Genomic DNA, 26,326 nt, shown 5'->3' with positions numbered 1-26,326 from the left:
TACTTTGCTTTCGCTTTCATAGAACCCCTTATCGTGTAGTTATACTTTCTTAACTGCTAAAAAACTCCTACCCAACTATACATGATAAGAGTTTTTTCGTCATTTATTTGGTTTTACAATGAGTAAAATACTAAATCATTATACCCATCCACGGAATCTTGCTGCTTCGGCCATTTTTCGAACGCCGACCATATAAGCTGCAAGGCGCATATCTACGCGTCTTGTTTCCGCAGTGTTATAAATATTGTTGAACGCCTTAACCATTATTTTTTTAAGCTTTTCCTGAATTTCCTCTTCTTCCCAATAATACCCCTGATTATTTTGGACCCATTCAAAATAAGATACCGTTACTCCACCTGCAGATGCTAGGACATCTGGAACAAGTAATATTCCGCGCTCAGACAAGATTCTTGTAGCATCTAATGTTGTTGGGCCATTCGCTGCTTCTACTACAATACTAGCTTTAATCTTATGTGCATTTTCTTCTCTAATTTGATTTTCAACAGCAGCCGGTACTAGAATATCGCAATCCAATTCAAGTAGATCCTGATTTGATATTGTATTATTAAATAATTTTGTGACTGTTCCAAAACTATCTCTACGGTCAAGCAAGTAATCAATGTCAAGTCCCTCAGGATCATGTAAACCGCCATAGGCATCTGATATACCTACCACTTTTGCGCCGGCGTCATGTAAGAATTTCGCTAAAAAACTTCCTGCATTACCAAAACCTTGGACAACTACTCTTGCACCTTTTACATCTATACCTTTTTTTCTAGCTGCTTCATCAATACAAATTGTTACACCTTTAGCAGTTGCGGTTTCTCTTCCATGTGAGCCACCAAGAACAATAGGTTTCCCTGTAATAAAACCAGGATTATTAAATTCATCAATACGGCTGTATTCATCCATCATCCACGCCATAATTTGTGAGTTAGTGAATACATCTGGTGCAGGAATGTCTTTATTTGGGCCAACGATTTGACTTATCGCACGTACATATCCACGACTAATTCCTTCTAGTTCGCGAAATGACATTTCACGCGGATCACAAATAATGCCGCCCTTACCTCCGCCATATGGTAAATCCATAATTCCTGCTTTTAAACTCATCCAAATTGACAGGGCCTTAACTTCTTTCTCTGTAACATCAGGATGAAATCTTACCCCGCCTTTTGTTGGACCAACTGCATCATTATGCTGAGCACGGTATCCAGTGAAGACTTTGATTGAACCATCATCCATTCGAACAGGCATTCTCACTGTCATCATTCGAATGGGTTCTTTTAGCAATTCAAATACTTCATCAGGGTAACCCAATTTCTCCAATGCATTTTTTACAACTGTGCGCGTTGAATTTAACACATCCAATTTATCAATTGCTTCTTTGGCAGAATCTGCTGGTTTATCGGCTACCATGAATTTACCTCCTAGATTATCAAAAAAATTATTATAGCTGTACTCAGAGATTAGTATACACGTTCATGATAAATATGCAATAAAATAAGGTTATTTTATACGGTAATTAATTTTGATATGAAAGCGATTTCAGATCAGTCTTCTTCCCTAGTTATTCTTATTAATCATAAAAGATCTTCATAATTTGATTTACTGCATTTTCTTGCATGATTACTTTACCGTATTCCTTTAATCGATGTGATGTAATAATACTGGGAGAAGAAAACTCAGACATAACTGCAATGATATTCTCTTTGTTTTTCGGGGTCAGCTCATCCTCATTTAGCAACATATAGTAACGATTATTCATATAATATACCTGTCCGCCATCCATATTTATAACTGATAAGTAGGAAGATACTTGAATAATATCCTCAAACTCTTTAAAAGAAAATATCATTTCCTTACTTTCATCTAACGTTACTTTCATCTCAATGAAATCCTCTTCCCAACTTGTATTTTCAATTTTTTGAGTCACGATTACATGCATACCCTGTGCCTGCATTAAATGAACTTGAACGAGGAGAACACCTTCCAATTCAAATCCTAATTCCGTACTGGCTTCGTACATCATATCACTAAATAAATTGCGCACATTCGTAGCATCATGCCATAAATCCTCTTTCGTAAAACCACGATCTATTAGATCATCAAACGTTAAAAAAATTGTAAATTGGCTATCGGACACTCGTTCAATTCGCATAAAGCATCCTCCTTTATAAATACATTTTAGAAAACTTGACTTATTGTCAAATGGGCTTTATGAAGTCTATTTAACCCCTTATACTTTGAAGTGCAAGCCTTAGTTGCACTTATGCAGTTATGAAAGTATATTTCTTAACTGCTAAACAAAATTAATCATTATTATTCTAATTAAAAACATTAACTTTTTTAATTACTATAAGTATATGCTATTGATGCATTTGTTGAACATCACAATTATTATTGCTTAAAAGTTAATACATGACATTCTGATCTTGTTCCAAGTCGAAATGGCAGTCTGGTATACCCATAACCTTCACTGACAAAGATTTTAGTGTTGTGTAATTTAGTTAATCCGCCCTTTTCAAAATATCCAAATCCGAAAATACGAATCTGACCACCATGTGTATGACCAGCCAAAACAATGTCAACTTTATTTTGAAATTCTTCCTCTGTTTCATAAAAAGCACTGGGGTCATGTGTTAGAAGAATAGTATAAAATCCGTTTACATTTTTCATTGCTAGATCCATCAGTACTTCACTGTGCTGACAGCAGTCTAATCCCATTAAACTTATTGTCTGGCTGCCAATTAATATATCATGATTGTTATTTGTCAGTATTGTTACACCTTCACTAATTAAGAGTCCATATATTTTACTTGGAAGTGCTTCATAGTCATTATTTCCCCAAACAAAATATATAGGAGCACCAAATTCTTTTAGCTTGCGAATATTTTCCCTCGTTCGTTCAATTGGTACGCCTTTTTCTGTTATGTCCCCACCAATAACAACAAGTTTAACGTTCTCCTTTATGGACCGTAACGTTTCAGTCCTTACTTTTCTTCGATGTATATCAGATATAAAAAATAAATTAAACTCAGACGATAAGTCAGTAACTTTAATTGTTCGGTAATCAATTGTATCATGATGTGCTTTATATATCATATACAATATAAATGCGGAAGGAATTAATACACAGGCAGATATTATATAAATCAATCTTAATCCTCCTTTCAGTCATACACATTCATAATACAAATGATTTGTGTTAGAAAACTTGGCATTCGTTGCAAGAATTCTTCTAAAAGCGTACTTTGCTTTCTTAGAACCTCTTATACTCGGGGTGCAAGCCTTAATAAAGATAAGCCTGAGTTGCACTTATCTAGTAAGAAAAAGATATTAAGCACTATATATAATTGAATAGGACATCCATATACTTACATACCATGAATAGAAGCGGAAAGTTATTATTTCGAAAGGAGGATTTTATGTTCACACAATATAAATTTTGGGAACCCTATGCCAGCCCATATGACCCTTGCCCACCTATGACAGTAAAAAGTTATTCTACCCCACCTCAACTATACATTAACTTCCAACCCCCTGGATTAGCACAATTCGAACCAAGAGCAGCGCTATATCATGGAACACTATGGAAAGAGTTATTCAGTCCCTATCCAGGACCTAATAAAAGAGGTGATGTTGATGAATAAAGTGCTTCCATCTGAATATTACAAACTGCTCGAGGAAATTCAAGCAGTGGATTTCGTATTAGTGGAGCTAACATTATATTTAGATACACACCCACAAGATTATGATGCAATAGAACAATTTAATTTATTCTCAAAGCAAAGCAAAGAACTCAAAGTTAAGTTCGAAAAAAAGTTTGGGCCATTAATGCAGTACGGTAGAAGTTATTCAAATTATCCGTGGGATTGGGATAACACTCCTTGGCCTTGGCAGGTTTAATTTAAATGGAATATCTAATATCTAGGAGGAGATATTTTGTGGTATTATGAGAAAAAACTGGAATACCCTGTTAAAGTCACCGAATGTAATCCCCGTCTCGCTAAATTTCTGATTGAGCAGTACGGTGGTGCTGACGGTGAATTAGCTGCGGCTTTACGTTACTTAAATCAACGATACAGCATACCTGACAAGGTAATAGGTTTACTTACCGATATTGGTACAGAAGAATTTGCCCATCTCGAAATGATAGCAACTATGATATACAAACTCACAAAGGATGCAACCCCAGAACAGATGGAGGAAGCAGGTCTTGGTGCCCATTATGCCAGTCATGATAATGCTTTATTTTATCATAATGCTGCTGGCGCACCTTGGACCGCTACCTATATTCAAGCAAAAGGGGATCCGATTGCAGACTTATATGAAGATATAGCTGCAGAGGAAAAGGCAAGAGCAACCTACCAATGGATTATTAACTTATCCGATGATCCTGATCTAAATGATGGCTTAAAATATCTTAGAGAGCGTGAAGTGGTACACTCATTACGTTTCAGAGAAGCCGTCGAAATACTTAAAGAGGAAAAAGATAAAAAAGTTATATTCTGACTTTGCCTGGAGGTGCCTATTAAAGGGCACCTTTTTACTAGATATTTGTAATAACTTCCATTAGTTCTTGTCCCCATAGATAATATGCTCCACCTAAGAATGCTAAAAATATAACAACTACAATAACTAAGCGAAGTGATGCTCCACTTAATTTAACTCTGGTTCGCTTATTATTTGTACTATGTACCTCTTTACGTGGCGGCAAGTTTAATATATCAACATCACGTTCTTCTTGTTCTGTTTCGGAACCTTCATCTTCACCATCATCTACTGGTACAGATTGTTCACTTTCCTCTTGAACTTCATTAAAAAGCTTTCGTAATTCATTTGCCTGATCAGTATATTCTTTGGTCTCTTTACTCATTATACAGCACCTCACTTTTGAAGCGAATAACTACCCCTAATAAAAAGTCTACAATAAAATGAGCAGTAATCGTGACTAATAAATTTTCCGTAAGTATAAAAATATACCCAATATAAAAACTTACAATTAAAACTGATAGTAACAATACAGGCTTTTTTAAGTAGCGAATATGAATAAGTGCGAAAATAATACTAGCAACTACATAACCAAATGTAGTCTGAATAACTCCTCTAAACAATATTTCTTCAGAAACAGCTACCAATAAAGCAATGGCAAAAATTTTTTTGATGGAACGGTTTCTAAAAATTCTATCATTAATGCCACCATCATCATAGTATTTTGTTGGAAAAAAATAAATAAGGATGATATCTGAAGCAACGATGATAAGTCCCGGTAATATTCCATAATAAGCTATTTCATATAAGTTAAAGCGAAATAGACCAAACCACTCTACCATGTCATCAAAAAATATCAAACTTGAAAGCAAACTAACTACGATTAATAGCAATTGTGAAAAAATTATCTGTTTGCTTAATTCCTTATCAGTCATTCCCTTTATTATCTCACTTTGACTAGCCATTCTGAACTCCATTTAACAATAAATTTCGTAACTTGTTTTCCCAATTATGTGTTACATGATTGACTTCTGTTTGTTTAGCATTCCATTCATTAATTGTAAAACCACAATTCGAACAGCATCCATACAAAGGAGACTTGTAATTATTCTGAAAGCTTTTATAAAGATGTTTGCGTAAACATTCCTCTTCATGAATCCAGGAAATTATTTCTTTTAACTTCTGTTCTTTTAATAAATTTCTTTTTTTAATTAAATCGCTTATATTAAGCAAAGCCTTATTCCAAATATCCCTTTGATAAATAATCTTATTCCCTTTAATCATACCATGCTTTTCCATTTGATAGTGCAAAAATCTCCATTCGGTTTCATTTAGTTGTAATTTTTCCTGCATGTCTTGATAGGATAAAAACTTAGGTGATTTTAAATACAACCGATAGAGATTCATGAAAATTGTGTCTAATGTTTCTACTCTCGGTAATTCATTCCCGATTATAGCATTTGGAATAAGTTCATCACCTGAAGTATAGAGTAAAAGGCTCACACTTGATTCTCCATCGCGGCCAGCACGTCCAATTTCCTGTATATAGGATTCTATCTGCAGTGGAAAATGATAATGAAGCACCAATCGAATATTGTGTTTATTAATCCCCATGCCAAATGCACTCGTACAACAGATTACATCTATCTGATCATTCATAAACTGCTGTTGAATTGTTATCCGATCTAATTGGTCCATATCACCATGATAAAAAGCTGTACGGTGTGAAGGGACATTTTCAGACAGGAATGCTGCAATTTCTTCTGTTTTTCGTTTGCTTGAAAAATAAATCAATGTAGGCACACGATGACTTTTCAGTAAGTTAATGATAATCTCCTTTTTTTCAATATCCCTATTTACTTTTTGCACAGTAAAAGAGATATTTTCACGATCCATCGGGTATATATGTTTCTGGATATTAGGTCTATTTAATGAATAAATTATGTCTTCCTGCACTTCTTTGGTTGCTGTTGCACTTAAAGCTAAGACGGTAGGATTATTCACTTTTTCCAAAATAGAGCCTAACCGTAAATAATCAGGCCTGAATTCGTGCCCCCACTGTGATATACAATGAGCCTCATCAACTACAAATAAACTAATTTTAATATTTTTTAAGTAGTCTATTATTTGTGATTGCTGAAGGAATTCTGGAGATATGTAAATTAACTTGTACTCATTCAGATGCTCGAATGCACGTCTTTTCTCTTTTGGTTCTAGAAAACTGTTTAACGCAATAACAGATTTAAATCCTGTTGATTTTAATTGCTTCACCTGATCTTGCATTAATGAAATTAGTGGAGAAACAACAATTGTCACCCCTTCCATAATTGTTGCGGGTAATTGGTAACATAATGATTTTCCGGATCCAGTTGGTAAAATTCCTAATACATCTTTTCCATGCATTACGTCATTAATGATCTCCTCTTGTCCTTCTCGAAAAGATGTAATATTAAACTGATTGAATAATTGGCTTTTTAATATATTCACACTCAATTCTATCACCTGATTACGTTATATTTTCAACAGCTAAAACAAGTCTTATTTGAAAGTAGCTTATTTCCTTATTTATCTCTTGCTTGATATCTTTTAATTTATAGGATTTCAATCTATTTATCACATTTAAAACTTCCTGATGACCTTGCTCATCTATGTAATTGTCAAGAGGAAATTGCTCATCATATAGTGCTATTTCAACAATATGGTCATAAATTGTATTCAGTTTTAGGTTACGCATAATCGAGATCTCTTCTGCAGTGTAATGGCAATTTAAAAGTTCCCTCGTCTTAGTTGCTGATTTAGTAGTATTCGAGTACTCTGGCAATTCATTTTTAATGTGTGATAACAATGGATATTTTCTTGTATCATGTTCGATTGTGAATAACATATGATGAATTATTCCAATAAGAGCCAAAGGCACATCTATCAATTTAAGGTTATAATTATCAGCCAGCTGATAACTGCTCATTCCATAGTGCTTGAATCCAGTTAAACTATCGACAAACATACTTGCTTCTTGATCCTGAAAACATTTTAAAAGATCGTACAATTCGTCATAAAAACTTTGCAGAAAATAATGCCGATCTTGCTTAATAACGTAATATTGTTTTTTCACCCAACCTGTAACCACTGGTTTATCAACAACTGGTATGAAGTTAAGGTTGCTGTTACTACTATTTGATATAGTTTGAATTAAAAGGACTAATCTTTCAAAAAATATGGTTGCAGAACTAGAGTAGTTCATTCCATTAAAGTAACGTAGCGGAATACTATTTGGATTTTCTTGTAACCATTCATTACCTAATGCAGTTGGTATTGCTGAAGAATTATCATTAAGCTGGACTAAACCTGCAGAGATAAGCTTATCTATTCTTTCATCAAAATTCTGCTTCTTTAACGATTTATAAATTCCGTAAAAATTATCCAATTTATATATGTGAGCATCCTGAACGGTTTGGATTGATTTTTTTCCTCTTAGTAGATGATATATTGCTGCGACACTACGTCCAGTTTTTAATTGGGAGCAACATGTAATGACAATACGATCAAATATCAATGTTCTAAACTCCTTTATGAATAATTTGTGTCGATTATCAGAGTTTCCTTCCTCATTAATGATAACATGTATTATAGCAGTTGAAATGTATAAATATCAGCCTTACAATAGTTTGTACAAGACTTTTTTTGTAAACGAACTGGAGGTTAATTCATGCCTAAATATACAATTGTTGATAAAGAAACGTGTATTGCTTGCGGAGCATGTGGTGCTGCTGCTCCTGATATATATGATTATGATGATGAAGGGATTGCATATGTAGTTTTGGATGAGAATGAAGGAAATGTCGAAGTACCGGATGTATTGGAGGAAGACATGATTGATGCATATGAGGGTTGTCCTACTGATTCTATCAAGATAGCTGATACATCATTTGATGGTGATCCATTAAAATTTGAAGATGAATAACACGAAAGCTCCTAATGTAGGGAATCATCTTTCTTTATGTGCTGCTGTTTCGAGAATCGTTAGTACATCATATCCTACAGTTTGCTGTATTACTTCACTGTCACGAAAAAGCGCACACAACGCTACTGTCGTAGTCCAATTAGCATTGTTTCTCCGTTTCTCAATTTGAACTAACGACTTCTTTGATATTCCCAATACAGTTGCCATTTGATCTTGTGTATAATTATTCTCCACCCGTATTAGTTTTACTTTTGTCGATATTCTATCGATAATTGTTTCTTGTTCCATTGAAATCATCCCTAAATAAATAACTCGTATAAATTATATGATAATTCCCATTGTTAAAAAAGTCAAAGCGTTCTGACAGGATATCTCCTCTCGGAACGCTTTGACTCAATCAATTTTAATTGCATTTACTCCTTCTGGTACTTTAATTGGCTCAGATAAATTATATGGGCCTATTGTTTCGTCTGAAGTATTTGTAAATAAGACTTCCTGATAATCAAAGCTTTTCGCAGTCATCAGAATAGCCTCTATCATCGTTACGGTTTCCTGGTTATTGTAAGCCATTTTTTTATCGGCAAAATTTATTTGAAGTAAATCACCTTCACGTCTCAATGAATAATCAATATTTCTTGGTATTGAGTGATAGACATTATATGATTCTTCATCCTTTTTCATTTCGGCTAACGCGGTTTCAATATCAGATTGGTCTTCGACTGGTATTCTTGCAAGAAACACACGTTTTTCTTCAGACAATTGATATCGTTTATAAATGACATTTGAAGATTTTAGCGATATTTCCTTCACTTTACCTATAGGATCAAGATTTACTTGCTGACTAAAGACAGCTTTATTAATTTTGTTAGGGGCAAACATTGTTGTCAGTAAACCTATAAACATATTCGCCTGAGTACTTGAGGTGACAGAAAAATCTTCAGGCAGTTCCACATGAACTTGACTATTTTGTTCATCCAATTGGAATACTGCACCCGAAAACATATAGTCACTAACACCCCATGTTTTCTCATTCAAATAAGTACTTATCTGATTATAATACTTTCCCGCATTCTCTGTTTTGGGAACTTCAAAAGCTAACGGGATAATATACTTTGCCTGACGATCGGCAAGAGCACCATGTATTATAGTAGTATTGTCATCCGTAGAATGAATAACGTGAGACTGCATCTCGGCTTCCATCATCGTAACGCTTGATTCACTTTCAGCAGAAGATGCATTGTCTTCCTGCCTCTTTAGTTCACTCGACTCGTTTCCACCATCCATACTTTCGTTAGAGGCAGAATTGTCCATTGCTTTATCAGCAGAACTATTTTCACTATTACTCTGATACATCGTATTATTCATCATCGAAGGTACTATAAGAACTAATAGCAACAGCACCATAACTGTACTGAAAATAGGAATAAGTACAAACTTTTTATTAATTTTTTTAGGTCGTATTTCATTATTAAGTTCGGAGGAGATGCGCTGATAGAGTATATCTTTGTCCAAGCTGTCTTCCATTACTGGCATCTGTTCTAACGATTCTTTAATCTGCTTTTCGTTGTTGTCGAAAGTATTCACAATACATCTCCTCCTTCACTTATGTATTTTTTCAATGTCTTCAGTCCACGATGCTGTGTCGTCTTCACTTTGCTAACACTGAAATTTAAGATGTCTGCTGTCTCCTGAATAGAAAATGATTGTATATACCGTAATATTAGAACACTTCTTTGATCTGGTGTGCATTTATCCAAATAGCGATAAACATCTTTCACTTGTTCATTTTGCATAGCTATCTCATCAGGGAGCAACTTCTGATCCTGAATTAATTGCCCTTTTTCACTCCAGTCAAAGTATTCCATAATACGATTTCGTTTCCTCTTCTGAGAGCGAAAGTAATCGATTGTTATGTGCCGCGCAATTGAAAATAGCCAAGTCTTCTCAGTACTTTCTCCTTTAAAAGAATCGTAGGATTTTAAGACTTTAATATATACTTCCTGAACGAGGTCTTCACAAGTTTCTTTATCCTTTACCATATAAAAGATGAATTGGTATAAATCATGATGATAGTTATCATAAAATTTCTCAAAAACGGCTTTCATAAAGATCCTCCGTTCATTTACATAGTCGTTTATTACCACACGAAAGTTACAACTTATTATACTATATTAGAAAAACGCAAAAATACCAACCTAATTCAGTTGGTATTCTGCAAATTGAAATGTTTTTCAGCATAATTTCTAAAAAAGTGAGCAATTATCGGATATAACAGAACCATAAATACCCCATTGCCAATTGCATGATATGTATCAAATGGTAATCCTGCCAGATAGTACGGAAGAAATTTTCCAGTAACAGAAAATGTCGTTAGGGAAATAATAAATCCGTATAAATAACCACTAATTACCGCAATAATTACTAATATTAATCCTGGGATCTTTCGAGGGTATTTTCCTAACACTCCACTTAATAATCCAATTAATGCCCAGGCAACCACTTGCCAGATTGTCCATATCCCCATTCCTAAAATCATATTAGAGAGGAATGTTGTTAAAATAGCTAGTAAAACAGCTGCTAGAGGGCCTAATAATAAACCACAGACAATAATTAGTGATGTTACCGGCTGGACATTTGGTAGAAATGCAAAGGCGAAGCGTCCGACAACAGCCAGTGCTGCAAGCAATGCAAGTAACGTAATTTTATAAGTATTCAATTAAGTCATTCCCAAGCTTGCAGATCAAAAGTTACTTTGTCACCAGGAGATAGCTTAAATTCTTTAGCACCGACTGTAGGCATTTCACCATTTACAGTAAACATCCAAGATTTTTGCTCGCCGTCTTTAGGTGCAACACCGTCAATTGATGTTATAAAGCCATCATCAAAATCAGTCTCCAGCTGAAAGTTCTCTTCCATTACTTCCATAAGTGTTGCCCCTTCTTTAACAGCAACCTCTTTTTCATTAATATATTCAGAACCTTTATCTTTGGAAATTGTAATCTGAACCTTTTCCTCACTTTGTTCCTCTGAGTTCTCACTTACTGTATTTTTCTCTTCTTGACTGTTTGTCTGCCCCTGTTCTTGTTCTTCAGCACCACACCCGATCAATAATCCCATAACGATCAGCAATGATGCAATACGTAAAAACAATTTGTTCATCTTCCCATTCCTCCAGTTCTATTTTTGTATTGAGGAGAATTGGGCGTTGGAAACCAAGGTATCGTTTAAGTTCTAAGTATCAATCAATTATAAACATATAAAAAGCTAACCCTTCTAGAGAGTTAGCTTAAATAGACAATCGATACATAAAAATAACCAATCACAATGTACTCGGTTGTCCCAATCGCTCACATCCTCGAAGCTTTGAAACGTTAGAGACTTGGCAGGTCTACTGACTCGTGATTTACACCTACTATAAGTCCTTCCCATATGACGGATCATACAGTGGATTACACTTATTTCGAATATCACATACAGTTGCGAGGACAGTTCCTGTTTTTCACAGGATTCCCTATTAAGTAATGACACCAAACTCTATATTATTATTCAATTCTATATTATCATATCATATTTACTTCTCTTGTAAAGGTAGTTTAAATGAAAACGTGGTTCCTTCATTAATTTTGCTGTTCACAGTAATTGAACCATTATGAGCTTCCACAATATTTTTAGCAATGGAAAGTCCAAGTCCAGTTCCCTTTTTCTTACTATTTTTTGTGCGTGATTTGTCAGCTTTATAAAAACGTTCGAATACAAATGGTAGATCATCTTCCGGAATACCACTTCCATTATCATTCACCGAAACATTAAAATCAGTTGCATTACTTTCAATAATAACATTAACTTTTCCGTTTTCATTGGTATGTCTAATTGCATTATCTATTAGGTTTGTTAATACCTGCTCCACTCGATCCTGATCAATATATATTTGGTCAGTGGAAATATGCTTTATAAGATTTAATTCAACATCACTTTCATCCGCCAACCCTTTAAACTTTTTCAAAATTCTTTCAATAAATTTTTCTACGTTAACATTTTCTATATTTAACTGTATATGACCTGCTTCCATCCGTGCTAAATCCAATAATTCGTTCACCAAGCGACCCATTCTTAAAGATTCATCGTGGATAATTTGTGCAAGTTCATTTTTATCTTCTCTACTTTCTGCCACATCGTCGACAATCGCTTCACTATATCCTTGTAACATGGAAATAGGTGTTCTCAGTTCATGGGAAACATTTGCGATAAAGTCTTTTCGCAACTTATCTAATCGTCGTTCCTCTGTCATATCACGAATAACAGCCACCGCTCCACGTACATATGTCTGATCATATAAAGGTGTCATTATCATTACCCATGTACGTCCTTGTAGATTAATTTCATGTATTGCTTCTTTTTCATCATGGATGACATTCGTTAATATTTCATCTAAAGGTATCGGTGCTTTATTATTGTTTTCTGACGAATCCATATCATTTTCGTAATATAAATTCTCAATAAACCGCTCTGCAGGAGGATTTGTTATAAGCATATCACTATTTCGGTTAAATGTAATCACACCATCTGCCATGGAACTTACGATACTTGAAAGCTGTTCTTTCTCCTGTCTTAACGCATTAATATGAAATTTCAGTTGCCTGCCCATTCGGTTAAACGCCATTGCAAGCTCACCAATTTCATCGTGTGTTAAAATTGGTACTTTCGTGTTAAATTCTCCTCTTGTAAGATCAAATGCTGCTTCCCGCATTTTTATTAAAGGTGACGTTATTCTGGTGGAAAGAAAAAAAGCAAAAATAGTTGTTAAAATTATAGCAATACCAGCAGCAAGAAAGATAATTTTAGTCGTTTCAGCTTTCGTCTGGTTTACGATATCAAGTGATTGGTATACAAAAACTGCTCCATCTTGGCTAACTGGAGTACCTACGATCATTACTTCTGTATTACCATCAGGTAAGAATAGTTGTTTTTTTATATTTTCACCATTAGTAATAACTCCCATTAGATCATTTTCCTTTTTCAGCCATTGGGTATCGAGTTTACCAAGGTCGTTATCAATAGATTGGGATACCCATGAAGTACCATCTTCATAAATGATAGCTAAACGGCTTGCTGGATCCTTTACACGTTCTGCAGTCTCCAACGCTAATTCCTGGTTATCATATTGCTCTACCATTATAGAAACCTTTGTTGCTGTTTGCATCATATCTTTTTCTGCTTCATCAACATGAAAATTCTCAAAAAACTCCAAAAGTAAAACGGTTAAAATAAATAATACAAAAGAAACTAGCAATAATATCGTTATTGCTAGCTTCCCTACAACACTACGCCAAAACATCATTATACATCATCTACCTCAAATTTATATCCGACGCCCCAGACAGTAACAATCATCTTAGCAGCTTCTTTGGATACGTTATTTAACTTCTCACGTAGCCGCTTTACATGTGTATCTACTGTACGTAGGTCTCCAAAGAACTCATATTGCCAAACTTCTTTTAATAGAAGTTCACGTGAAAATACTTTATCTGGAGACTTAGCTAAGAAACATAACAACTCATATTCTTTAGGTGTTAGACTAACTTCTATTCCATCTGCCGTAACTCTGTGAGCATCATGATCTATGGTCATATGAGGAAAAACGATTAAATTTTTGGTCGGTGTATTCGCTTCATTAAAGTTAGTGTTCGAAACTCTACGCAGCAATGCCTTCACACGTAAAACTACTTCTCTTGGACTGAACGGTTTTACAATGTAATCATCGGTGCCCACTTCAAACCCTTGTACCCTATTTGCTTCCTCCCCTTTTGCTGTAAGCATAATAATAGGAGTCGCTTTCTTCTCTCGTATTTGTTGGGTAACTTCAATACCATCCAGTTCCGGCATCATGATATCTAATAGGATTACATCATAATCATTTTGAAGTGCAAGTTCCAATGCTTCCGTACCATTTTCTGCTTCTTCAACAATGAAGTCCTCCTTTTCCAGGTACATTTTTATTAAACGTCGAATTCTTTCCTCATCGTCTACAACTAACACTTTAGCGCTTGATTCCATAAAAGCTCCCCCTTATCATTATTTCGTCGAAAATAATATCCTTTAAAAAACCAAAAACTGTCATTGCATTAAGCGTATGAATGAAGACCAGCTAAAATCAGATTTACAGCAAGCAGATTAAACATAATAATAGCGAAGCCGCCAACCGCAAGCCAAGCAGATTTTTCACCATGCCAACCACGTGATAGTCTCAAATGTAAAAATGCTGCATAGAAGAACCAGGTTACTAATGCCCAAACTTCTTTTGGATCCCAACCCCAAAAGCGGTCCCATGCTATTTGAGCCCAAATAGATGCAAATATTATTCCGCCAAGAGTGAAAACAGGAAAACCAATTGCTACCGCACGATAAGAAACTTCGTCTAATAGATCGGGTTTCACTTTCTTAAGTAATGGTTGGATCGCTGCTCCAATTCTTTTACGCAAGATTAATCTGGTCAATCCATATAATACTAGTCCAGACAAAACTGACCATATAATAGTATTAAATTTCCTTGCTGCGTCAACACCACGCATCCATCCCGGAGCGTCAAATAATGGATTCATTTTATCCCCTGTTATTAGTTCGCCCTCGTTAGGACCTGCAATCGGTGGCAAGTGATAATCGGTGGTAATTGTATTATTACTATTATTTACAGTATATTCAAACTGAGCACTATACCCTGATAAGTTAAATGCTACAGTAATTACACTGAAACCAATAAAAACGATTAAGGAAAATAAAACGATTTCTAACCAAGTAGTACGTTTACTCCTAACTGATTGATCAACTTGTCTGATTAAATAAATCAGCCCCGTTACAAAACTTATCGATAGAATTGCCTCTCCAAGTGACACTGTTGTTACATGAATATATAACCAGTGACTCTGCAACGAAGGTACGAGGGGAGCAATCTCGGTTGGAAACATACTCGCATAGGCAATTATTATCATTGCTATCGGTAATGCAAACAATCCCAAGATATTAAGTTTGTAAATAAAATAGATGATAATGAATGCAAACACTAACCCCATACCGAAAAACGTCATAAATTCAAACAGATTACTTACGGGGGCATGGGCACTTGCTATCCATCTTGTTATAAAATAAACAATTTGTGCTAAAAAGCCAATGATAGTTATGGAAATTGCAATTTTTCCAGCTATTCCTTTACTCCTGTCCGACTTTTTTTCTTTAATTGTCGCGCCAAAGAAAAACGTAGCGATCAAATACAGGATAAAAGCTGTATATAGCATCGTACTACTTATACTTAAAAAATCCATTTATATCCTCCTTGATTCATATAACGTTATTTATCATCTAATTCTTGTTGATCGTCAACCATTTTTATATCTGTATCCTCAATTATTTTCTCAATATCCTTCTTCACACCAAACCAATTTTTGTTAGTGTGAGCAGCCATTAGGATACCTTCCCCTTTAGGGTGTATCCAGATTCTGCGATGTTGCCAATACATTCCTTGTATTACCCCAAACATAAATATAAAGGCACCTACTACAAATAATGGCAGGGTATAATCACGTCTGACAGTTATTCCGCTCACATCACGCATTTTAAAATCCTGAATTCCCAGTTTATAATCATTCTCTCCAGTTGCATCAACATTCTTTCCAATTCCTACAAAACTCATTTCAGGTTCGCTGCCATCAGGGGGATGTACAGAAAATACATACGCTGGATTTCTTGGATAATCTGTTTTCGATTTCGGCTCTCCATCATCCAAATAGTAATCTGGATAATATTGATCAACAACAACTCTAAAACCACTATCCAGTTTATACTCGGGCTTAGGAGATGTTAAATCAATTTTGAAATTACCGAGAGATGTTTCTTCTGAATCATCTGTCTCATGAACTTTAAAGGTCATGCTTGTAAACTCGTTTAATTGGTATCCGGCTTGGTAAAGCGTATACCCATCAAATTTCAGAGGATGATTCATACGAATATCATCTTCTGCAACTTTTTCAAGTTCAGGGTCTTCCCCTGGTATTGTTTCTCCAGATTCCTTATAAACAATTACATTGGTTTGAAAGTTTTTAGGAACCATGCCTTCTTTTTTTATAGCCTTTTGAAAGCGCTCATCGTTTTCATCATATGTTTCCAGGATAAAGTCTTTATTTTTTATGTAATATTCACCTTTCGTTCCTGGAATAACGGTTTGTTCACCTTCCCTTACCCAAACATAATCGTCGAGGTACATAAACGGAGTGAAGCGCAATAATGCGGCAATTAAAACAATAATTAGGCCAATGTGATTTACATAAGGACCCCAACGGGAAAAACGCCCTTTTTCTGCTAAAATATGCCCATTTTCATCAGTAACTTTATATCGTTGTTTCTTTAGACCTGAGACGATTTTATTCTTTTCTTCTGAGGTAACTTGTTCTGTTTCACTATATAAACGCTGTCTACTTAGAAATGAAGCATGACGTCTAGCCTTTTGTATTTTTAATGCTTTATATAAAGGGACAAACCTGTCAATACTGCAAATCACCAAAGAAATACCAATTAAAGCAATCAGCAACATATACCACCAAGATCCATACAAATTATGGAACCCCAACTGATAATAGATTTGGCCAGTTATTCCATATCGATCTTCATAAAATATAGAGGGATCCCTTGATACAGCATCCGCCGGTATGTACATTTCCTGTGGGTATATAGTTCCCATTGCTGAGGCAATGAGAGCTAGAACAATTAGCCATACACCAATCTTCACAGAAGAAAAGAAATTCCATATTTTGTCAACAATTGACTTGTTATATGTTTGCGACCTGCGTGCACTACCATCATATCGCATATTTAATAATTTCTTTTTATCATTTCCATCAATATGCTGGTTACCTTCTATAGGTTTACCACAAGCCTCACAAAGGACCGTCCCCTCTGGATTAACGTGCCCACACTCACACTTAATGTTTTTCATTCATATCCCTCACAATAGCTGCATTCTTTATTTAGGTTGAATTTCTTTTAAATGGCCTTCAAGTTTATCTAAAGTTAACGCACCTTCAACTACCTCAACAATTTCCCCTTCTGGATTTATAAAAAAAGTACTCGGTATTGGACCAACGCTATAAAGATTCATTACCTCACTTTTTGTATCATGCGGTATAGGGAATGTTAAGTCATATCGATCAACAAAACGATCCACAACAATTTCAGTAGCATCCAGACTGACAGCGACTATTTCAATCCCCTTGTCCTTATATTCTGGGTATAACTTTTCCATATAAGGCATTTCTGCTTTGCATGGTTCACACCATGTTCCCCAAAAGTTTAGCATGACACCCTTACCTTCCAACTCACTTAATTGTACTGTTTCAAGCTCGTTGTTGTCATTTATTTGCTGAAGCTTAAAATCTGGTGCCTCATTACCTGGTTCAACATTTGTCTTTTCTTTGTTAAAATTAGAAACTAAAGCATATACAACGGCGACAAGTAAGACCGCTAACACAACTGTTCTAAAAATCAGCCTGTTTTGTTTCTTGCGCTTTTTATTCGCCTTTATCTTTTCGGTGCTCATGTCTATTCACTCCCCACGTCATTGTATCATGAGAACATAGTGGCAAATTTGACTATTATTCGACAATTAATTGCACTTAATACTAACCCTCTCGCCACCTGGTGGATTGCAGGTACAGATTTTTACAACATTAAACAGGCACTTTTCTTTAGTTTTCTGCTAAATGCCGCATTTTTTTAATTTCATGAGGGGTTAATGGCCGATAATTTCCAGGCTGCATTCCATGTAAAGTCAGAAGACCATACTTCTCCCGCTTCAACTTGGATACAGGATATCCTATCCCATCCATCATCCGTCTGATATGCCTATTTTTACCTTCATGCAGTGTCAGTTCCAATATCATGGTTGTTTTTTGTCTATCTACTTCTAGTATGTTATATCCAATAACTTTTAGTAGATCATTATCAACTTTAACACCTTTTTTTAAATTATTAAGCTCACTTTTACTTGGAATACCTTTAATTTTTGCAACATATACTTTATCTACACCATGTTTCGGATGCATTAGCAGGTTAGCAAAGTCACCATCATTTGTTAACAATAATATACCAGAAGAATCATAGTCGAGTCGTCCAATCGGATAGATCCGCTCAGAAACTTCTCCCAAATAATCTGTTACAACTTTTCTTCCTTTGTCATCACTTATGCTCGAAATAACCCCTCTAGGTTTATAGAGCATATAATATACAGGTTCCTCTTTTTCCAAAAGTACTCCGTTAACTTCAATATCATCACTGGGAGTCACTTTAGTTCCTAGTTCATTGACGACTTTACTATTAACCTTTACTTTACCATCAACAATCAATTTCTCCGCTTTTCTCCTTGATGTGACTCCACTTTGTGCGATAACCTTTTGTAACCGTTCTAAAGAATTTGTCATTATATCACCATTTTTCATTATTTTCACCATAATAATAGCGTTAACTATATGTTAACGCTACTTTCAAGATTTAGCCAAATATTAATGTTACAACTATTACAGATGCTATTATACCAACTAAGTCAGCTAATAGTCCAACTTTGAGTGCATACCCCATTTTCCTGATGCCAACTGCCCCAAAATATACCGTTAAAATATATAGCGTAGTATCTGTACTCCCTTGCATGGTGGAAGCCAATCTACCGATAAATGAGTCTGGACCATGAGTACCTATTAATTCTGTAGTCATTCCCAAGGCCGCTGTTCCGGAAATAGGTCTAACCAACGCAAGAGGAATTATCTCTGGTGGTATTCCTACCATTACAAGGATTGGTGATATTAAATTTATAAATGCCTCCAGCGCCCCAGAGCTACGTAAAATGGATATAGATACAATCATTCCAACTAGAAAAGGAAGTAATGAAAATGCCATTTTGACACCATCTTTTCCCCCTTCGACAAACATTTCATATGTTGGAACACGTTTCCACGTTGCTACAGAAAGTACAATTAGGATGAAACATGGTATTAACCAAGTGCTGATAGATGTAATAATACCCATACTCACTTCCTCCTGAGACTACTATAGTAAAAAAGCCGATCAATTACTATCGCACTTAATGAAGAGATTAATGTTGCAATAATTGTTGTACCAACAATCTCAGTGGGAGATATAGAATTATATTGCATCCTTATAGCGATTACTGTCGTTGGAATAATTGTTAAACTTGATGTATTTAACGCCAGAAAAGTTATCATTGATCTAGAAGCAGTGTCTGTCCCACTTAACTCCTTCATTTGCTGCATCGCTTTAATACCCATCGGTGTTGCAGCATTACCTAACCCAAATATATTAGCTGTGAAATTAGATAGTATATATCCCATCGCGGGGTGATCTCTAGGTATATCCGGGAATAATTTAACTACTATTGGTCTAAACATTTTAGTAAGCACTCGTAAAATACCTGCATTTTCGGCCACTTTCATAATACCCAGCCAAAATACCAATATACTAATTAATCCTATCGATAGCGTTACTGCATCATCCGCACTTTCGAATAATGCTTTATTTACCTCCTCCATTGTACCATTGAACATAGCATAGACAATTCCAATCATTGCCATAAATGCCCATATTAAATTTACCATACATAATTAAACCCAATAATATGTTTGTATATTGAAACAATATCTGCAAAAAAGTTTTCATCCTGTTTTTTTTCTGAATATATTGGTGTTTCGATAATCGGAACTGAGTTTATAAAATAAATAGTCTTACCAATTATATCCTCTGTTCTATTTGATGCATTCTTTAAAATAAACGTCTTGCTTTCGATTTCCTTTTGTTCATGTCGGTTTAGTGGTATTGTTATATCTTCATGTAAATACCCACTTGTATGATCACTCGATTCTTTTATATTGTAGTTAACCTTTCCCTGGTTACCAATCGTCGTCATAGCATAATTTTTATAGCCCCATTCATACATTCCGATGTGGTCCTGCCAATCATCTGGTGCATCCAAGGTCACAGCAATTAAATTCATATCATTTTTTTCTGCAGCAGTAACCAATGTCCTACCAGCAACTTTTGTATATCCGGTTTTTCCTCCAATACAATATTCATACAATTGTGTGAGTAACTTATTTTTATTTTGCCATGTATATGCCCGCTCAGGTTTGTAAGACTTTGAACCTGTTATTTGACGAAATTGTTCATTATCCATGGCGTAGCGCATAAGTAACGCCATATCATATGCAGTAGAATAGTGATCTTCAGAATCAAGTCCATGCGGATTATCAAACGAAGTATTCGTCATTCCTAACCATTGTGCCTTCTTATTCATTAAATGAGTAAAACCTTCCAGGCTACCACCAACATATTCACTAATTGCCACTGCTGCATCATTACCAGAGCGAAGCATAAGTCCATAGACAAGATCCTTCAGTTTAATTTTTTCTCCTTGTTCTAAATAAATAGAAGATCCAACTGTATATACAGCCCGTTTACTTACGGTTACTGTTTCATTTAATTTACCTGATTCAATTGCAATAATAGCTGTCATTATCTTCGTTATACTTGCTATTGGCCTCTTATCATGGGCTTTTTTTTCATGTAACACCCTCCCAGATGATTGTTCCATTAAAACAGCATTATTTGCCGAAATACTGGGTTCTGCTCGTCCGATTGTTGGGTTTAAAAATATAACTGATATTAGGCAAAGTGAAATGACTATGTAACGCATAGTAGGTTTTCCTCCCGCTGATAATTTATCTATACAGTTTATGCTTGGTATGACTAGATATGATTTGAAAATTAGAAAACGATAAAGGGTTTTTTCTGAAAGTTAATTTTTCTTTATTAGAACCCCTTAAACTTTGAAGGTAAAAGCATCGGCTTAAGCTTTAGTTGTAGAATGTATTTATAATTTCTTATAAATGCTAAAAGTCCTTGCGCAATATACGCAAGGACTTATTAACATAATATAAAAATTAGTTAATTATTATTGCTATGATCTAGTTGATCTGAAAACTTTTCAAAAAATAAATCAGCTTCTTGCTCCATTTCTTCTTGATCCATATTCTCTGGTAATGGTGGTAACTCTTCCAATGAAGTTAAGCCAAAGTAAGTTAAAAATTCCTTACTTGTAGCAAAGAGTATTGGTCTGCCGGCACCTTCTCTTCTTCCAACTTCTTCGATAAGAGATCTTGCAATTAATGTTTGCACAGGTCTGTCACTTTTCACACCTCTCACCTCTTCAATCTCAGTTCTTGTGATTGGTTGCTGATAGGCTATAATAGCAAGTGTTTCCAAGGCCGCTTGTGACATTCTTGTCGTCTGGGGTGTTTCAAGAAGTTTTTTGAAATAAACACTATGCTCTGGTTTAGTAGTTAGGTGGAATACCTGATGTGACTGCATAATCATAATTCCACGGTCTGTATTTTCATAGTCATATTTCAGTTCATCGATTAGATGTTCAACAGTTTTATCCGTAATATCCAGAATTCGCGATAGCTGTTTGACTGTTATTCCTTCATCACCACTTGCGAACAAAAGTCCTTCTGCAATAGCTTTTAAATCATTGATTTCCACATTCAATCCTCCATATAAAAAACGTATAATGAATCAAAATGTTTTTCCTGTCTACATTGTATTTCATTTCCTTTCATCAACTCCAATACAGCAATAAATGTTGCCACAATATGGGCACGTGTTGGATAATCAAATAGTTCATCAAATGCTATTCCCTTTTTTGAACGTTTAACAAGGTCTAATACTTCGGTCATCTTCTGTTCAATAGGAATTTCTCCACGTTTTACTTTTGTTTCGAGAGGCTTATTCCAATTCTTTCGTTCAAATATTTTCCCTAAAGCATTAAGCATATCGTATATTGAAGTATCACCTTTTACTATCGGTTGACTGGATTTGATATGATCAAATACTACTGGAGGTCTTGTGAAAATTTGATTTGCATCTGTTTCTTTTTCCTTGAGTTTTTCTGCTGCATCTTTATATTTTCGATATTCAATTAAACGGCGCATCAGTTCCTCACGTGGATCTTCCATATACTCATCTTCTTCTTCAATCTCTTGCTTTGGTAACAGCATTTGACTTTTTAATGCTAATAATGTTGCAGCCATAACAAGGTATTCACTCGCAACATTCAGTTCAAGACTTTGCATCGTATGTATATATTGCATGTACTGTTCCGTAATTTGTGCAACAGGAATATCATATATATCAATCTCGTATTGATTGATTAAGTGCAGTAATAAATCAAGTGGTCCCTCAAAAGTGTCCAGTTTTACTTGATATGACTGATTCATTACCTCTCCCCCTTCCGATTAGGCAACTTTATTAATGAGAAATTAAAAAATATATATTTTTTTTATATTCGCCTATACACTATAGCAATAGTTAACATAAGTTATTAACGTAAGATAAATGTTACCAAAAAAACATTTATTCGTTAAGTGGAAAAGGAGGAATATAATTATGGGTGGTAGTTATGGCGGAGGATTCGCGCTAATTGTAGTACTGTTCATTCTTCTAATTATCGTTGGTGCTGCTTGGATGTAGTAAGTAATATGAACTAGTATTGCAGTATCAATATTTGTTGCAAGCTATTCAACACTTATCACTTTAATCAAAAGCCAGCTCTGGATCGACAGAGCTGGCTTTCGATTAGTTATCATTCTATTGTTCGAAATCAGTACATTTATTGTAAAATTGCTGAGTCTTATCATCTGGACAAACTGCGTATTTACTTTTGTACATATTGTTTATTTCATTGACCATTTTTTTGCCTATCCCTGAATTTCGATGTGATGGATTAACAGAAATATGCTGTACCACAGCATTAATATCATCTTCCACCCTGATACCAATTGCACCTATTATATCTTCTTCTTTCCATAGGTAAAGATGCCAGTCAGGATTTGTTTCATATTCTTTTATTGTTTGCTGCAATTTTTTTACATCTTTTTCTTCTGGCATGAATGATAATAAACCCATTGCAATTTTTTCCTGATTTTTTTTATATCGAATTAACATAGATACCCCTCACTATGAATATAACTTGCCAACTTTGGAGAGAAAAAGCACAATTTCCTAATATTTTTACTTGCTGGAGATTGTATACTTATTTATGCCTTATATTCGAGTATTTGTCAAATTACTTCTTTCAAAATACAAAGACAATCCAATAAATGAAGCCCCATACTATACCTAAAGTTAATAGAATAATTAACAATATCCAATTTTTTTTGCGTTGGCTCAATTTAATTCATCCTCTATCAAGCATTACCATATTTTCTAAAAAACATACTGCTACTGAATAACCTTCTAATGTCTGAAATCACTTCTGTGTGAGTACTTTAACAATCGTGTATCCATCTGATTGTTTGTCTTTGAACCGAAAAGGGACAAGGTTAATAAGTCCTATCCATAAATTAAATAATAAAAGTAACAATAGATAATTAGATGGATAGGCTGTATTAAGAAGATACAATAAAAAAGCAGTGAGTCCATTAGTTAATGGTCCACAAAGCGCAATCCAAATAAGCTCATGTGGTTTGTAAATACGTTTTCTTTCACTTGAAGCTAATCCACCCAAAAAGAAAATAACCCGTATCGTTACCTGGACTTTACTAATGAAAAAACTGCTAACTATTTTTCCACTCCCTATTGTTAACCTCATACGATCAGCTTTTAGCGACTTCGCTCCTATTACATGACCTGCTTCATGAAGTACTGTACCGATTGGGGCTACTACAAATAATAGATAGAGCAGTAAGGAAATATTCATAGTTATTTATTCTTCTGTAGATATTTTCATTTCTTTCATAATATCACCGTTCTTCATTGCTTTAGCATGCTCAATACCTGATGTAACTTGACCAAAAACAGTATGAACACCATCTAGATGAGGTTGTGGACCGTGTACGATGAAGAATTGAGAGCTTCCTGTATCTTTTCCAGCATGCGCCATTGACAACGACCCTTCAACATGTTTGTGCGGATTACCTTCTGTTTCACATTTTATCGTATAACCAGCTGATCCTGTTCCATTTCCTTTAGGGCAACCACCCTGACTGACAAAACCATCGATAACACGGTGAAATGTTAATCCATCATAGAAATTACTATTCGCTAGTTTTTCAAAATTAGCTACTGTATTTGGTGCTTCATTCGGATATAATTCAAACTCAATTTTATTACCATTTTCCATTAATATATAACCTGTTTTACTCATATTTTCATCCCCTTTATAATTGTCCCATTTCTAAAATTCTTGTCTACTTTAACATTGACGTCCAGCTCCTAGCGCCTAGTGGACTTCCCTCCTCGTATCTACGATAAAGAAATAAAGGAAGATCGACTAAGACCGCAGCTTTGCGCGGTAACGTCGACCCACCCGCGATGCACTGAGCACAGTCCATACGGCGCTAAACAGGCGCTTGCACTTTTGTATTATATCATACCATGTTATCCAATCTATTAAAAGAAAGCAAATTCATTGTTATTCGTAAGATAAATCGTTTTTTACAACATCATGGAAAGATTCTCTTCTTACTACTAATTTATCCTGACCATTTTCCACAAAAACAACTGCCGCATTAGGAAATCGGTTATAATGACTTGCCATAGAGTACCCATAAGCTCCCGTTGAAAATACTGCTAAAATATCATTACTGCCAATTTCAGGTACTGGAAGATCCCAAATAAGCATATCACCTGACTCACAACATTTTCCTGCAACTGAAACTAAATCAGTAACTGGTTGTGCGGCCTTATTAGCCAATACACCCTCGTACTTAGCCTGATAAAGCGCCGGCCGCAGGTTATCAGTCATACCACCATCAACTGAAACATAACTGCGAACTCCTGGAATATCTTTTTTTGAACCTACCGTGTACAATGTCAAGCCGGCATTTCCAGCGATAGCACGTCCTGGTTCAATCCAAATTTCCGGAATTGTCATATCAAACATGGAAGCATGTTCTTTAACTTTAGCTACTAGTTCTTTTACAACCGATGAATAGGGTAATGGTGTATCTTCTTTAGTATATCGAATGCCAAAGCCTCCACCAAGATTTAAAACTTCTGGTGTGTAGTCATGCAGTTTATTCCATTCTCCTATTTTTTTAAATAACATAGTTGTGGCCATTTTAAATCCATCTGCTTCAAATATTTGTGATCCAATATGACAATGCAGTCCTTTAAAATGAATATTTTCATTATTATAAAGTTGCAAAAATGCCTTATCTGCCTGTCCATTATGCAAATTGAACCCAAATTTCGAATCTTCGTTCCCTGTCATAATGTATTGATGAGTTTTGGACTCGATTCCTGGTGTAACCCGTATTAGAACATCTATTGTTTTGTTATACTTTTTGAGAAGTTTGCTTATTAAATCTATTTCAAAAAAATTATCTACAACAATACAACCGATTCCATACTCAATTGCCATCGAGAGTTCCTCAACGCTTTTATTGTTTCCATGCATGTGAATTTTACTTGGAGGGAAATCTGCTTGAATGGCCGTATACAACTCTCCCTGGGAGACAACATCTAAGCTAAGCCCCTCTTGTTTAACGACCTGTAGCATCGCTGTTGATGAAAAAGCTTTACTTGCATATGCAACCTGTGCACTTACACCTAAGTCCTTAAAAGTGTCCACAAAAGACCGGCAATTTTCTCGGATAATCGAAACATCATAAACATACAGTGGTGTGCCATATTTATTTGCCAAGTTGATCGAATCCACTCCACCTATTTCCAAGTGACCTTTGCTATTTAACTCAAATGGATGATTATCTAATATCATAGTCATTTCCTCCATCCAACCTATACTGTAGCTCTTAAATA

General features: G+C 35.1%; 31 protein-coding genes, 1 pseudogene and 1 riboswitch. Of the genes and pseudogenes, 5 read left to right on the top strand and 27 right to left on the bottom strand.

Translation table 11 applies throughout. The features are described 5' to 3' along the window. Positions 1 to 138: 138 nt before the first annotated feature. From BLS02_RS09075 to BLS02_RS09065, 3 genes are all read right to left on the bottom strand, one after another. On the bottom strand, positions 139 to 1,419 hold the full coding sequence (locus BLS02_RS09075; RefSeq protein WP_092492687.1) for a Glu/Leu/Phe/Val family dehydrogenase: 1,281 nt from the start codon (positions 1,417 to 1,419) through the stop codon (positions 139 to 141). 160 nt (positions 1,420 to 1,579) lie between these two features. Continuing rightward, positions 1,580 to 2,161, bottom strand: a complete 582-nt coding sequence (locus tag BLS02_RS09070) for a genetic competence negative regulator (RefSeq protein WP_092492686.1) — start codon at positions 2,159 to 2,161, stop codon at positions 1,580 to 1,582. Between the two features lie 239 nt (positions 2,162 to 2,400). Then, complete coding sequence (locus BLS02_RS09065; protein WP_092492685.1) at positions 2,401 to 3,159, bottom strand: metallophosphoesterase; 759 nt, start codon at positions 3,157 to 3,159, stop codon at positions 2,401 to 2,403. Between the two features lie 269 nt (positions 3,160 to 3,428). On the opposite strand from BLS02_RS09065, the gene BLS02_RS09060 reads away from it, so the two are divergent. The 3 genes from BLS02_RS09060 to BLS02_RS09050 are packed head-to-tail and all read left to right on the top strand — an operon-like array spanning position 3,429 to position 4,515. Beyond that, the gene (locus BLS02_RS09060) at positions 3,429 to 3,653 is read left to right on the top strand and encodes a spore coat associated protein CotJA (protein ID WP_092492684.1); all 225 of its coding nucleotides are present in this window, start codon (positions 3,429 to 3,431) and stop codon (positions 3,651 to 3,653) included. Next, a complete protein-coding gene (locus tag BLS02_RS09055) occupies positions 3,646 to 3,909 on the top strand; it encodes a spore coat protein CotJB (RefSeq protein ID WP_092492683.1) in 264 nt (87 codons plus the stop codon). The genes BLS02_RS09060 and BLS02_RS09055 overlap by 8 nt, the downstream gene beginning before the upstream one ends. A gap of 36 nt (positions 3,910 to 3,945) precedes the next feature. Then, the gene (locus BLS02_RS09050) at positions 3,946 to 4,515 is read left to right on the top strand and encodes a manganese catalase family protein (protein ID WP_092492682.1); all 570 of its coding nucleotides are present in this window, start codon (positions 3,946 to 3,948) and stop codon (positions 4,513 to 4,515) included. A gap of 37 nt (positions 4,516 to 4,552) precedes the next feature. On the opposite strand, the gene BLS02_RS09045 is transcribed toward BLS02_RS09050, so the two are convergent. Genes BLS02_RS09045 through BLS02_RS09030 form a run of 4 tightly spaced genes read right to left on the bottom strand, consistent with a single transcriptional unit; the run spans position 4,553 to position 8,047 of the window. Further along, positions 4,553 to 4,879, bottom strand: coding sequence for a hypothetical protein (locus BLS02_RS09045; RefSeq protein WP_092492681.1), 327 nt, complete (start codon positions 4,877 to 4,879; stop codon positions 4,553 to 4,555). Next, entirely contained in the window at positions 4,872 to 5,459 is a 588-nt protein-coding gene (locus tag BLS02_RS09040) for a CPBP family intramembrane glutamic endopeptidase (protein WP_092492680.1), read from the bottom strand. The genes BLS02_RS09045 and BLS02_RS09040 overlap by 8 nt, the downstream gene beginning before the upstream one ends. Next, positions 5,452 to 6,981, bottom strand: a complete 1,530-nt coding sequence (locus tag BLS02_RS09035; RefSeq protein ID WP_254788745.1) for a RecQ family ATP-dependent DNA helicase — start codon at positions 6,979 to 6,981, stop codon at positions 5,452 to 5,454. The genes BLS02_RS09040 and BLS02_RS09035 overlap by 8 nt, the downstream gene beginning before the upstream one ends. A 19-nt stretch (positions 6,982 to 7,000) precedes the next feature. Further along, the gene (locus BLS02_RS09030; RefSeq protein WP_092492678.1) at positions 7,001 to 8,047 is read right to left on the bottom strand and encodes a YpbB family protein; all 1,047 of its coding nucleotides are present in this window, start codon (positions 8,045 to 8,047) and stop codon (positions 7,001 to 7,003) included. Between the two features lie 153 nt (positions 8,048 to 8,200). On the opposite strand from BLS02_RS09030, the gene BLS02_RS09025 reads away from it, so the two are divergent. Beyond that, positions 8,201 to 8,455 carry a ferredoxin gene (locus tag BLS02_RS09025; RefSeq protein ID WP_092492677.1) on the top strand — a complete coding sequence of 85 codons (255 nt, stop codon included), beginning with the start codon at positions 8,201 to 8,203 and terminating at the stop codon, positions 8,453 to 8,455. A 36-nt stretch (positions 8,456 to 8,491) separates the two neighbouring features. On the opposite strand, the pseudogene BLS02_RS09020 reads toward BLS02_RS09025, so the two are convergent. The 16 genes and pseudogenes from BLS02_RS09020 to BLS02_RS08945 all read right to left on the bottom strand — a co-directional run. Continuing rightward, positions 8,492 to 8,743, bottom strand: a pseudogene (locus BLS02_RS09020) (helix-turn-helix transcriptional regulator); the annotation flags it as partial. 105 nt (positions 8,744 to 8,848) lie between these two features. After that, positions 8,849 to 10,039 carry a hypothetical protein gene (locus BLS02_RS09015; RefSeq protein ID WP_092492675.1) on the bottom strand — a complete coding sequence of 397 codons (1,191 nt, stop codon included), beginning with the start codon at positions 10,037 to 10,039 and terminating at the stop codon, positions 8,849 to 8,851. After that, positions 10,036 to 10,560 carry an RNA polymerase sigma factor SigX gene (gene sigX, locus BLS02_RS09010; protein ID WP_092492674.1) on the bottom strand — a complete coding sequence of 175 codons (525 nt, stop codon included), beginning with the start codon at positions 10,558 to 10,560 and terminating at the stop codon, positions 10,036 to 10,038. The genes BLS02_RS09015 and sigX overlap by 4 nt, the downstream gene beginning before the upstream one ends. A gap of 95 nt (positions 10,561 to 10,655) precedes the next feature. Continuing rightward, positions 10,656 to 11,171: an ECF transporter S component gene (locus tag BLS02_RS09005; protein WP_092492673.1), complete on the bottom strand. Its 516-nt coding sequence runs from the start codon at positions 11,169 to 11,171 to the stop codon at positions 10,656 to 10,658. 5 nt (positions 11,172 to 11,176) lie between these two features. After that, a complete protein-coding gene (locus BLS02_RS09000; protein ID WP_092492672.1) occupies positions 11,177 to 11,614 on the bottom strand; it encodes a DUF4430 domain-containing protein in 438 nt (145 codons plus the stop codon). A 205-nt stretch (positions 11,615 to 11,819) separates the two neighbouring features. Then, a riboswitch (cobalamin riboswitch) is annotated at positions 11,820 to 12,002 on the bottom strand. Between the two features lie 24 nt (positions 12,003 to 12,026). Then, on the bottom strand, positions 12,027 to 13,790 hold the full coding sequence (locus tag BLS02_RS08995; protein ID WP_092493232.1) for an ATP-binding protein: 1,764 nt from the start codon (positions 13,788 to 13,790) through the stop codon (positions 12,027 to 12,029). Positions 13,791 to 13,792: 2 nt separating this feature from the next. After that, entirely contained in the window at positions 13,793 to 14,509 is a 717-nt protein-coding gene (locus tag BLS02_RS08990) for a response regulator transcription factor (RefSeq protein WP_092492671.1), read from the bottom strand. Positions 14,510 to 14,577: 68 nt separating this feature from the next. Continuing rightward, on the bottom strand, positions 14,578 to 15,771 hold the full coding sequence (ccsB, locus tag BLS02_RS08985; protein ID WP_092492670.1) for a c-type cytochrome biogenesis protein CcsB: 1,194 nt from the start codon (positions 15,769 to 15,771) through the stop codon (positions 14,578 to 14,580). Between the two features lie 26 nt (positions 15,772 to 15,797). Next, entirely contained in the window at positions 15,798 to 17,438 is a 1,641-nt protein-coding gene (gene resB / locus BLS02_RS08980; RefSeq protein WP_092492669.1) for a cytochrome c biogenesis protein ResB, read from the bottom strand. Between the two features lie 27 nt (positions 17,439 to 17,465). Then, complete coding sequence (gene resA, locus BLS02_RS08975) at positions 17,466 to 18,038, bottom strand: thiol-disulfide oxidoreductase ResA (protein WP_092492668.1); 573 nt, start codon at positions 18,036 to 18,038, stop codon at positions 17,466 to 17,468. 148 nt (positions 18,039 to 18,186) lie between these two features. Continuing rightward, complete coding sequence (locus tag BLS02_RS08970; protein WP_092493231.1) at positions 18,187 to 18,918, bottom strand: pseudouridine synthase; 732 nt, start codon at positions 18,916 to 18,918, stop codon at positions 18,187 to 18,189. A 70-nt stretch (positions 18,919 to 18,988) separates the two neighbouring features. Next, positions 18,989 to 19,519: a spore maturation protein gene (locus tag BLS02_RS08965; protein WP_092492667.1), complete on the bottom strand. Its 531-nt coding sequence runs from the start codon at positions 19,517 to 19,519 to the stop codon at positions 18,989 to 18,991. A 2-nt stretch (positions 19,520 to 19,521) separates the two neighbouring features. Next, entirely contained in the window at positions 19,522 to 20,106 is a 585-nt protein-coding gene (locus tag BLS02_RS08960) for a nucleoside recognition domain-containing protein (RefSeq protein WP_092492666.1), read from the bottom strand. After that, a complete protein-coding gene (locus tag BLS02_RS08955) occupies positions 20,100 to 21,200 on the bottom strand; it encodes a D-alanyl-D-alanine carboxypeptidase family protein (RefSeq protein ID WP_092492665.1) in 1,101 nt (366 codons plus the stop codon). Before BLS02_RS08955 ends, BLS02_RS08960 begins: the two co-directional genes overlap by 7 nt. 251 nt (positions 21,201 to 21,451) lie before the next feature. Beyond that, entirely contained in the window at positions 21,452 to 22,048 is a 597-nt protein-coding gene (scpB, locus tag BLS02_RS08950) for an SMC-Scp complex subunit ScpB (RefSeq protein WP_092492664.1), read from the bottom strand. A 2-nt stretch (positions 22,049 to 22,050) separates the two neighbouring features. Further along, positions 22,051 to 22,782, bottom strand: a complete 732-nt coding sequence (locus BLS02_RS08945) for a segregation/condensation protein A (RefSeq protein WP_092492663.1) — start codon at positions 22,780 to 22,782, stop codon at positions 22,051 to 22,053. Positions 22,783 to 22,951: 169 nt separating this feature from the next. On the opposite strand from BLS02_RS08945, the gene BLS02_RS08940 reads away from it, so the two are divergent. After that, positions 22,952 to 23,035, top strand: coding sequence for a YjcZ family sporulation protein (locus BLS02_RS08940; RefSeq protein ID WP_092492662.1), 84 nt, complete (start codon positions 22,952 to 22,954; stop codon positions 23,033 to 23,035). A 117-nt stretch (positions 23,036 to 23,152) separates the two neighbouring features. On the opposite strand, the gene BLS02_RS08935 is transcribed toward BLS02_RS08940, so the two are convergent. The 4 genes from BLS02_RS08935 to lysA form a co-directional block, all read right to left on the bottom strand. Further along, positions 23,153 to 23,509, bottom strand: coding sequence for a GNAT family N-acetyltransferase (locus BLS02_RS08935; protein WP_092492661.1), 357 nt, complete (start codon positions 23,507 to 23,509; stop codon positions 23,153 to 23,155). A 304-nt stretch (positions 23,510 to 23,813) separates the two neighbouring features. Next, positions 23,814 to 24,263 carry a site-2 protease family protein gene (locus BLS02_RS08930; protein ID WP_092492660.1) on the bottom strand — a complete coding sequence of 150 codons (450 nt, stop codon included), beginning with the start codon at positions 24,261 to 24,263 and terminating at the stop codon, positions 23,814 to 23,816. Positions 24,264 to 24,269: 6 nt separating this feature from the next. Further along, a complete protein-coding gene (locus BLS02_RS08925; RefSeq protein WP_092492659.1) occupies positions 24,270 to 24,710 on the bottom strand; it encodes a peptidylprolyl isomerase in 441 nt (146 codons plus the stop codon). Positions 24,711 to 24,977: 267 nt separating this feature from the next. After that, complete coding sequence (gene lysA / locus BLS02_RS08920; protein ID WP_092492658.1) at positions 24,978 to 26,285, bottom strand: diaminopimelate decarboxylase; 1,308 nt, start codon at positions 26,283 to 26,285, stop codon at positions 24,978 to 24,980. Positions 26,286 to 26,326: the final 41 nt, after the last annotated feature.

Source organism: Virgibacillus salinus, assembly GCF_900102415.1.
GTDB lineage: Bacteria > Bacillota > Bacilli > Bacillales > Amphibacillaceae > Lentibacillus > Lentibacillus subterraneus.
The sequence above is the reverse complement of the archived record's forward strand: the minus strand, read 5'-3'. Positions and strand labels throughout refer to the sequence as shown.

What these genes read in the sequence shown, in the direction of transcription:
- BLS02_RS08960 (WP_092492666.1), bottom strand. Translation starts at nt 20,106, where the DNA reads ATGGTAAATTTAATATGGGCATTTATGGCAATGATTGGAATTGTCTAT.
- BLS02_RS08940 (WP_092492662.1), top strand. Translation starts at nt 22,952, where the DNA reads ATGGGTGGTAGTTATGGCGGAGGATTCGCGCTAATTGTAGTACTGTTC.
- BLS02_RS09055 (WP_092492683.1), top strand. Translation starts at nt 3,646, where the DNA reads ATGAATAAAGTGCTTCCATCTGAATATTACAAACTGCTCGAGGAAATT.
- sigX (WP_092492674.1), bottom strand. Translation starts at nt 10,560, where the DNA reads ATGAAAGCCGTTTTTGAGAAATTTTATGATAACTATCATCATGATTTA.
- BLS02_RS08995 (WP_092493232.1), bottom strand. Translation starts at nt 13,790, where the DNA reads ATGTTTTGGCGTAGTGTTGTAGGGAAGCTAGCAATAACGATATTATTG.
- lysA (WP_092492658.1), bottom strand. Translation starts at nt 26,285, where the DNA reads ATGATATTAGATAATCATCCATTTGAGTTAAATAGCAAAGGTCACTTG.
- resB (WP_092492669.1), bottom strand. Translation starts at nt 17,438, where the DNA reads ATGAAAAACATTAAGTGTGAGTGTGGGCACGTTAATCCAGAGGGGACG.
- BLS02_RS09075 (WP_092492687.1), bottom strand. Translation starts at nt 1,419, where the DNA reads ATGGTAGCCGATAAACCAGCAGATTCTGCCAAAGAAGCAATTGATAAA.
- BLS02_RS08935 (WP_092492661.1), bottom strand. Translation starts at nt 23,509, where the DNA reads ATGTTAATTCGATATAAAAAAAATCAGGAAAAAATTGCAATGGGTTTA.
- BLS02_RS09040 (WP_092492680.1), bottom strand. Translation starts at nt 5,459, where the DNA reads ATGGCTAGTCAAAGTGAGATAATAAAGGGAATGACTGATAAGGAATTA.
- BLS02_RS08970 (WP_092493231.1), bottom strand. Translation starts at nt 18,918, where the DNA reads ATGACAAATTCTTTAGAACGGTTACAAAAGGTTATCGCACAAAGTGGA.
- BLS02_RS09045 (WP_092492681.1), bottom strand. Translation starts at nt 4,879, where the DNA reads ATGAGTAAAGAGACCAAAGAATATACTGATCAGGCAAATGAATTACGA.
- BLS02_RS08955 (WP_092492665.1), bottom strand. Translation starts at nt 21,200, where the DNA reads ATGCGTTACATAGTCATTTCACTTTGCCTAATATCAGTTATATTTTTA.
- BLS02_RS08945 (WP_092492663.1), bottom strand. Translation starts at nt 22,782, where the DNA reads ATGAATCAGTCATATCAAGTAAAACTGGACACTTTTGAGGGACCACTT.
- ccsB (WP_092492670.1), bottom strand. Translation starts at nt 15,771, where the DNA reads ATGGATTTTTTAAGTATAAGTAGTACGATGCTATATACAGCTTTTATC.
- BLS02_RS09025 (WP_092492677.1), top strand. Translation starts at nt 8,201, where the DNA reads ATGCCTAAATATACAATTGTTGATAAAGAAACGTGTATTGCTTGCGGA.
- BLS02_RS09070 (WP_092492686.1), bottom strand. Translation starts at nt 2,161, where the DNA reads ATGCGAATTGAACGAGTGTCCGATAGCCAATTTACAATTTTTTTAACG.
- BLS02_RS08990 (WP_092492671.1), bottom strand. Translation starts at nt 14,509, where the DNA reads ATGGAATCAAGCGCTAAAGTGTTAGTTGTAGACGATGAGGAAAGAATT.
- BLS02_RS09000 (WP_092492672.1), bottom strand. Translation starts at nt 11,614, where the DNA reads ATGAACAAATTGTTTTTACGTATTGCATCATTGCTGATCGTTATGGGA.
- BLS02_RS08925 (WP_092492659.1), bottom strand. Translation starts at nt 24,710, where the DNA reads ATGAGTAAAACAGGTTATATATTAATGGAAAATGGTAATAAAATTGAG.
- resA (WP_092492668.1), bottom strand. Translation starts at nt 18,038, where the DNA reads ATGAGCACCGAAAAGATAAAGGCGAATAAAAAGCGCAAGAAACAAAAC.
- BLS02_RS09060 (WP_092492684.1), top strand. Translation starts at nt 3,429, where the DNA reads ATGTTCACACAATATAAATTTTGGGAACCCTATGCCAGCCCATATGAC.
- BLS02_RS08930 (WP_092492660.1), bottom strand. Translation starts at nt 24,263, where the DNA reads ATGAATATTTCCTTACTGCTCTATCTATTATTTGTAGTAGCCCCAATC.
- BLS02_RS08965 (WP_092492667.1), bottom strand. Translation starts at nt 19,519, where the DNA reads ATGGGTATTATTACATCTATCAGCACTTGGTTAATACCATGTTTCATC.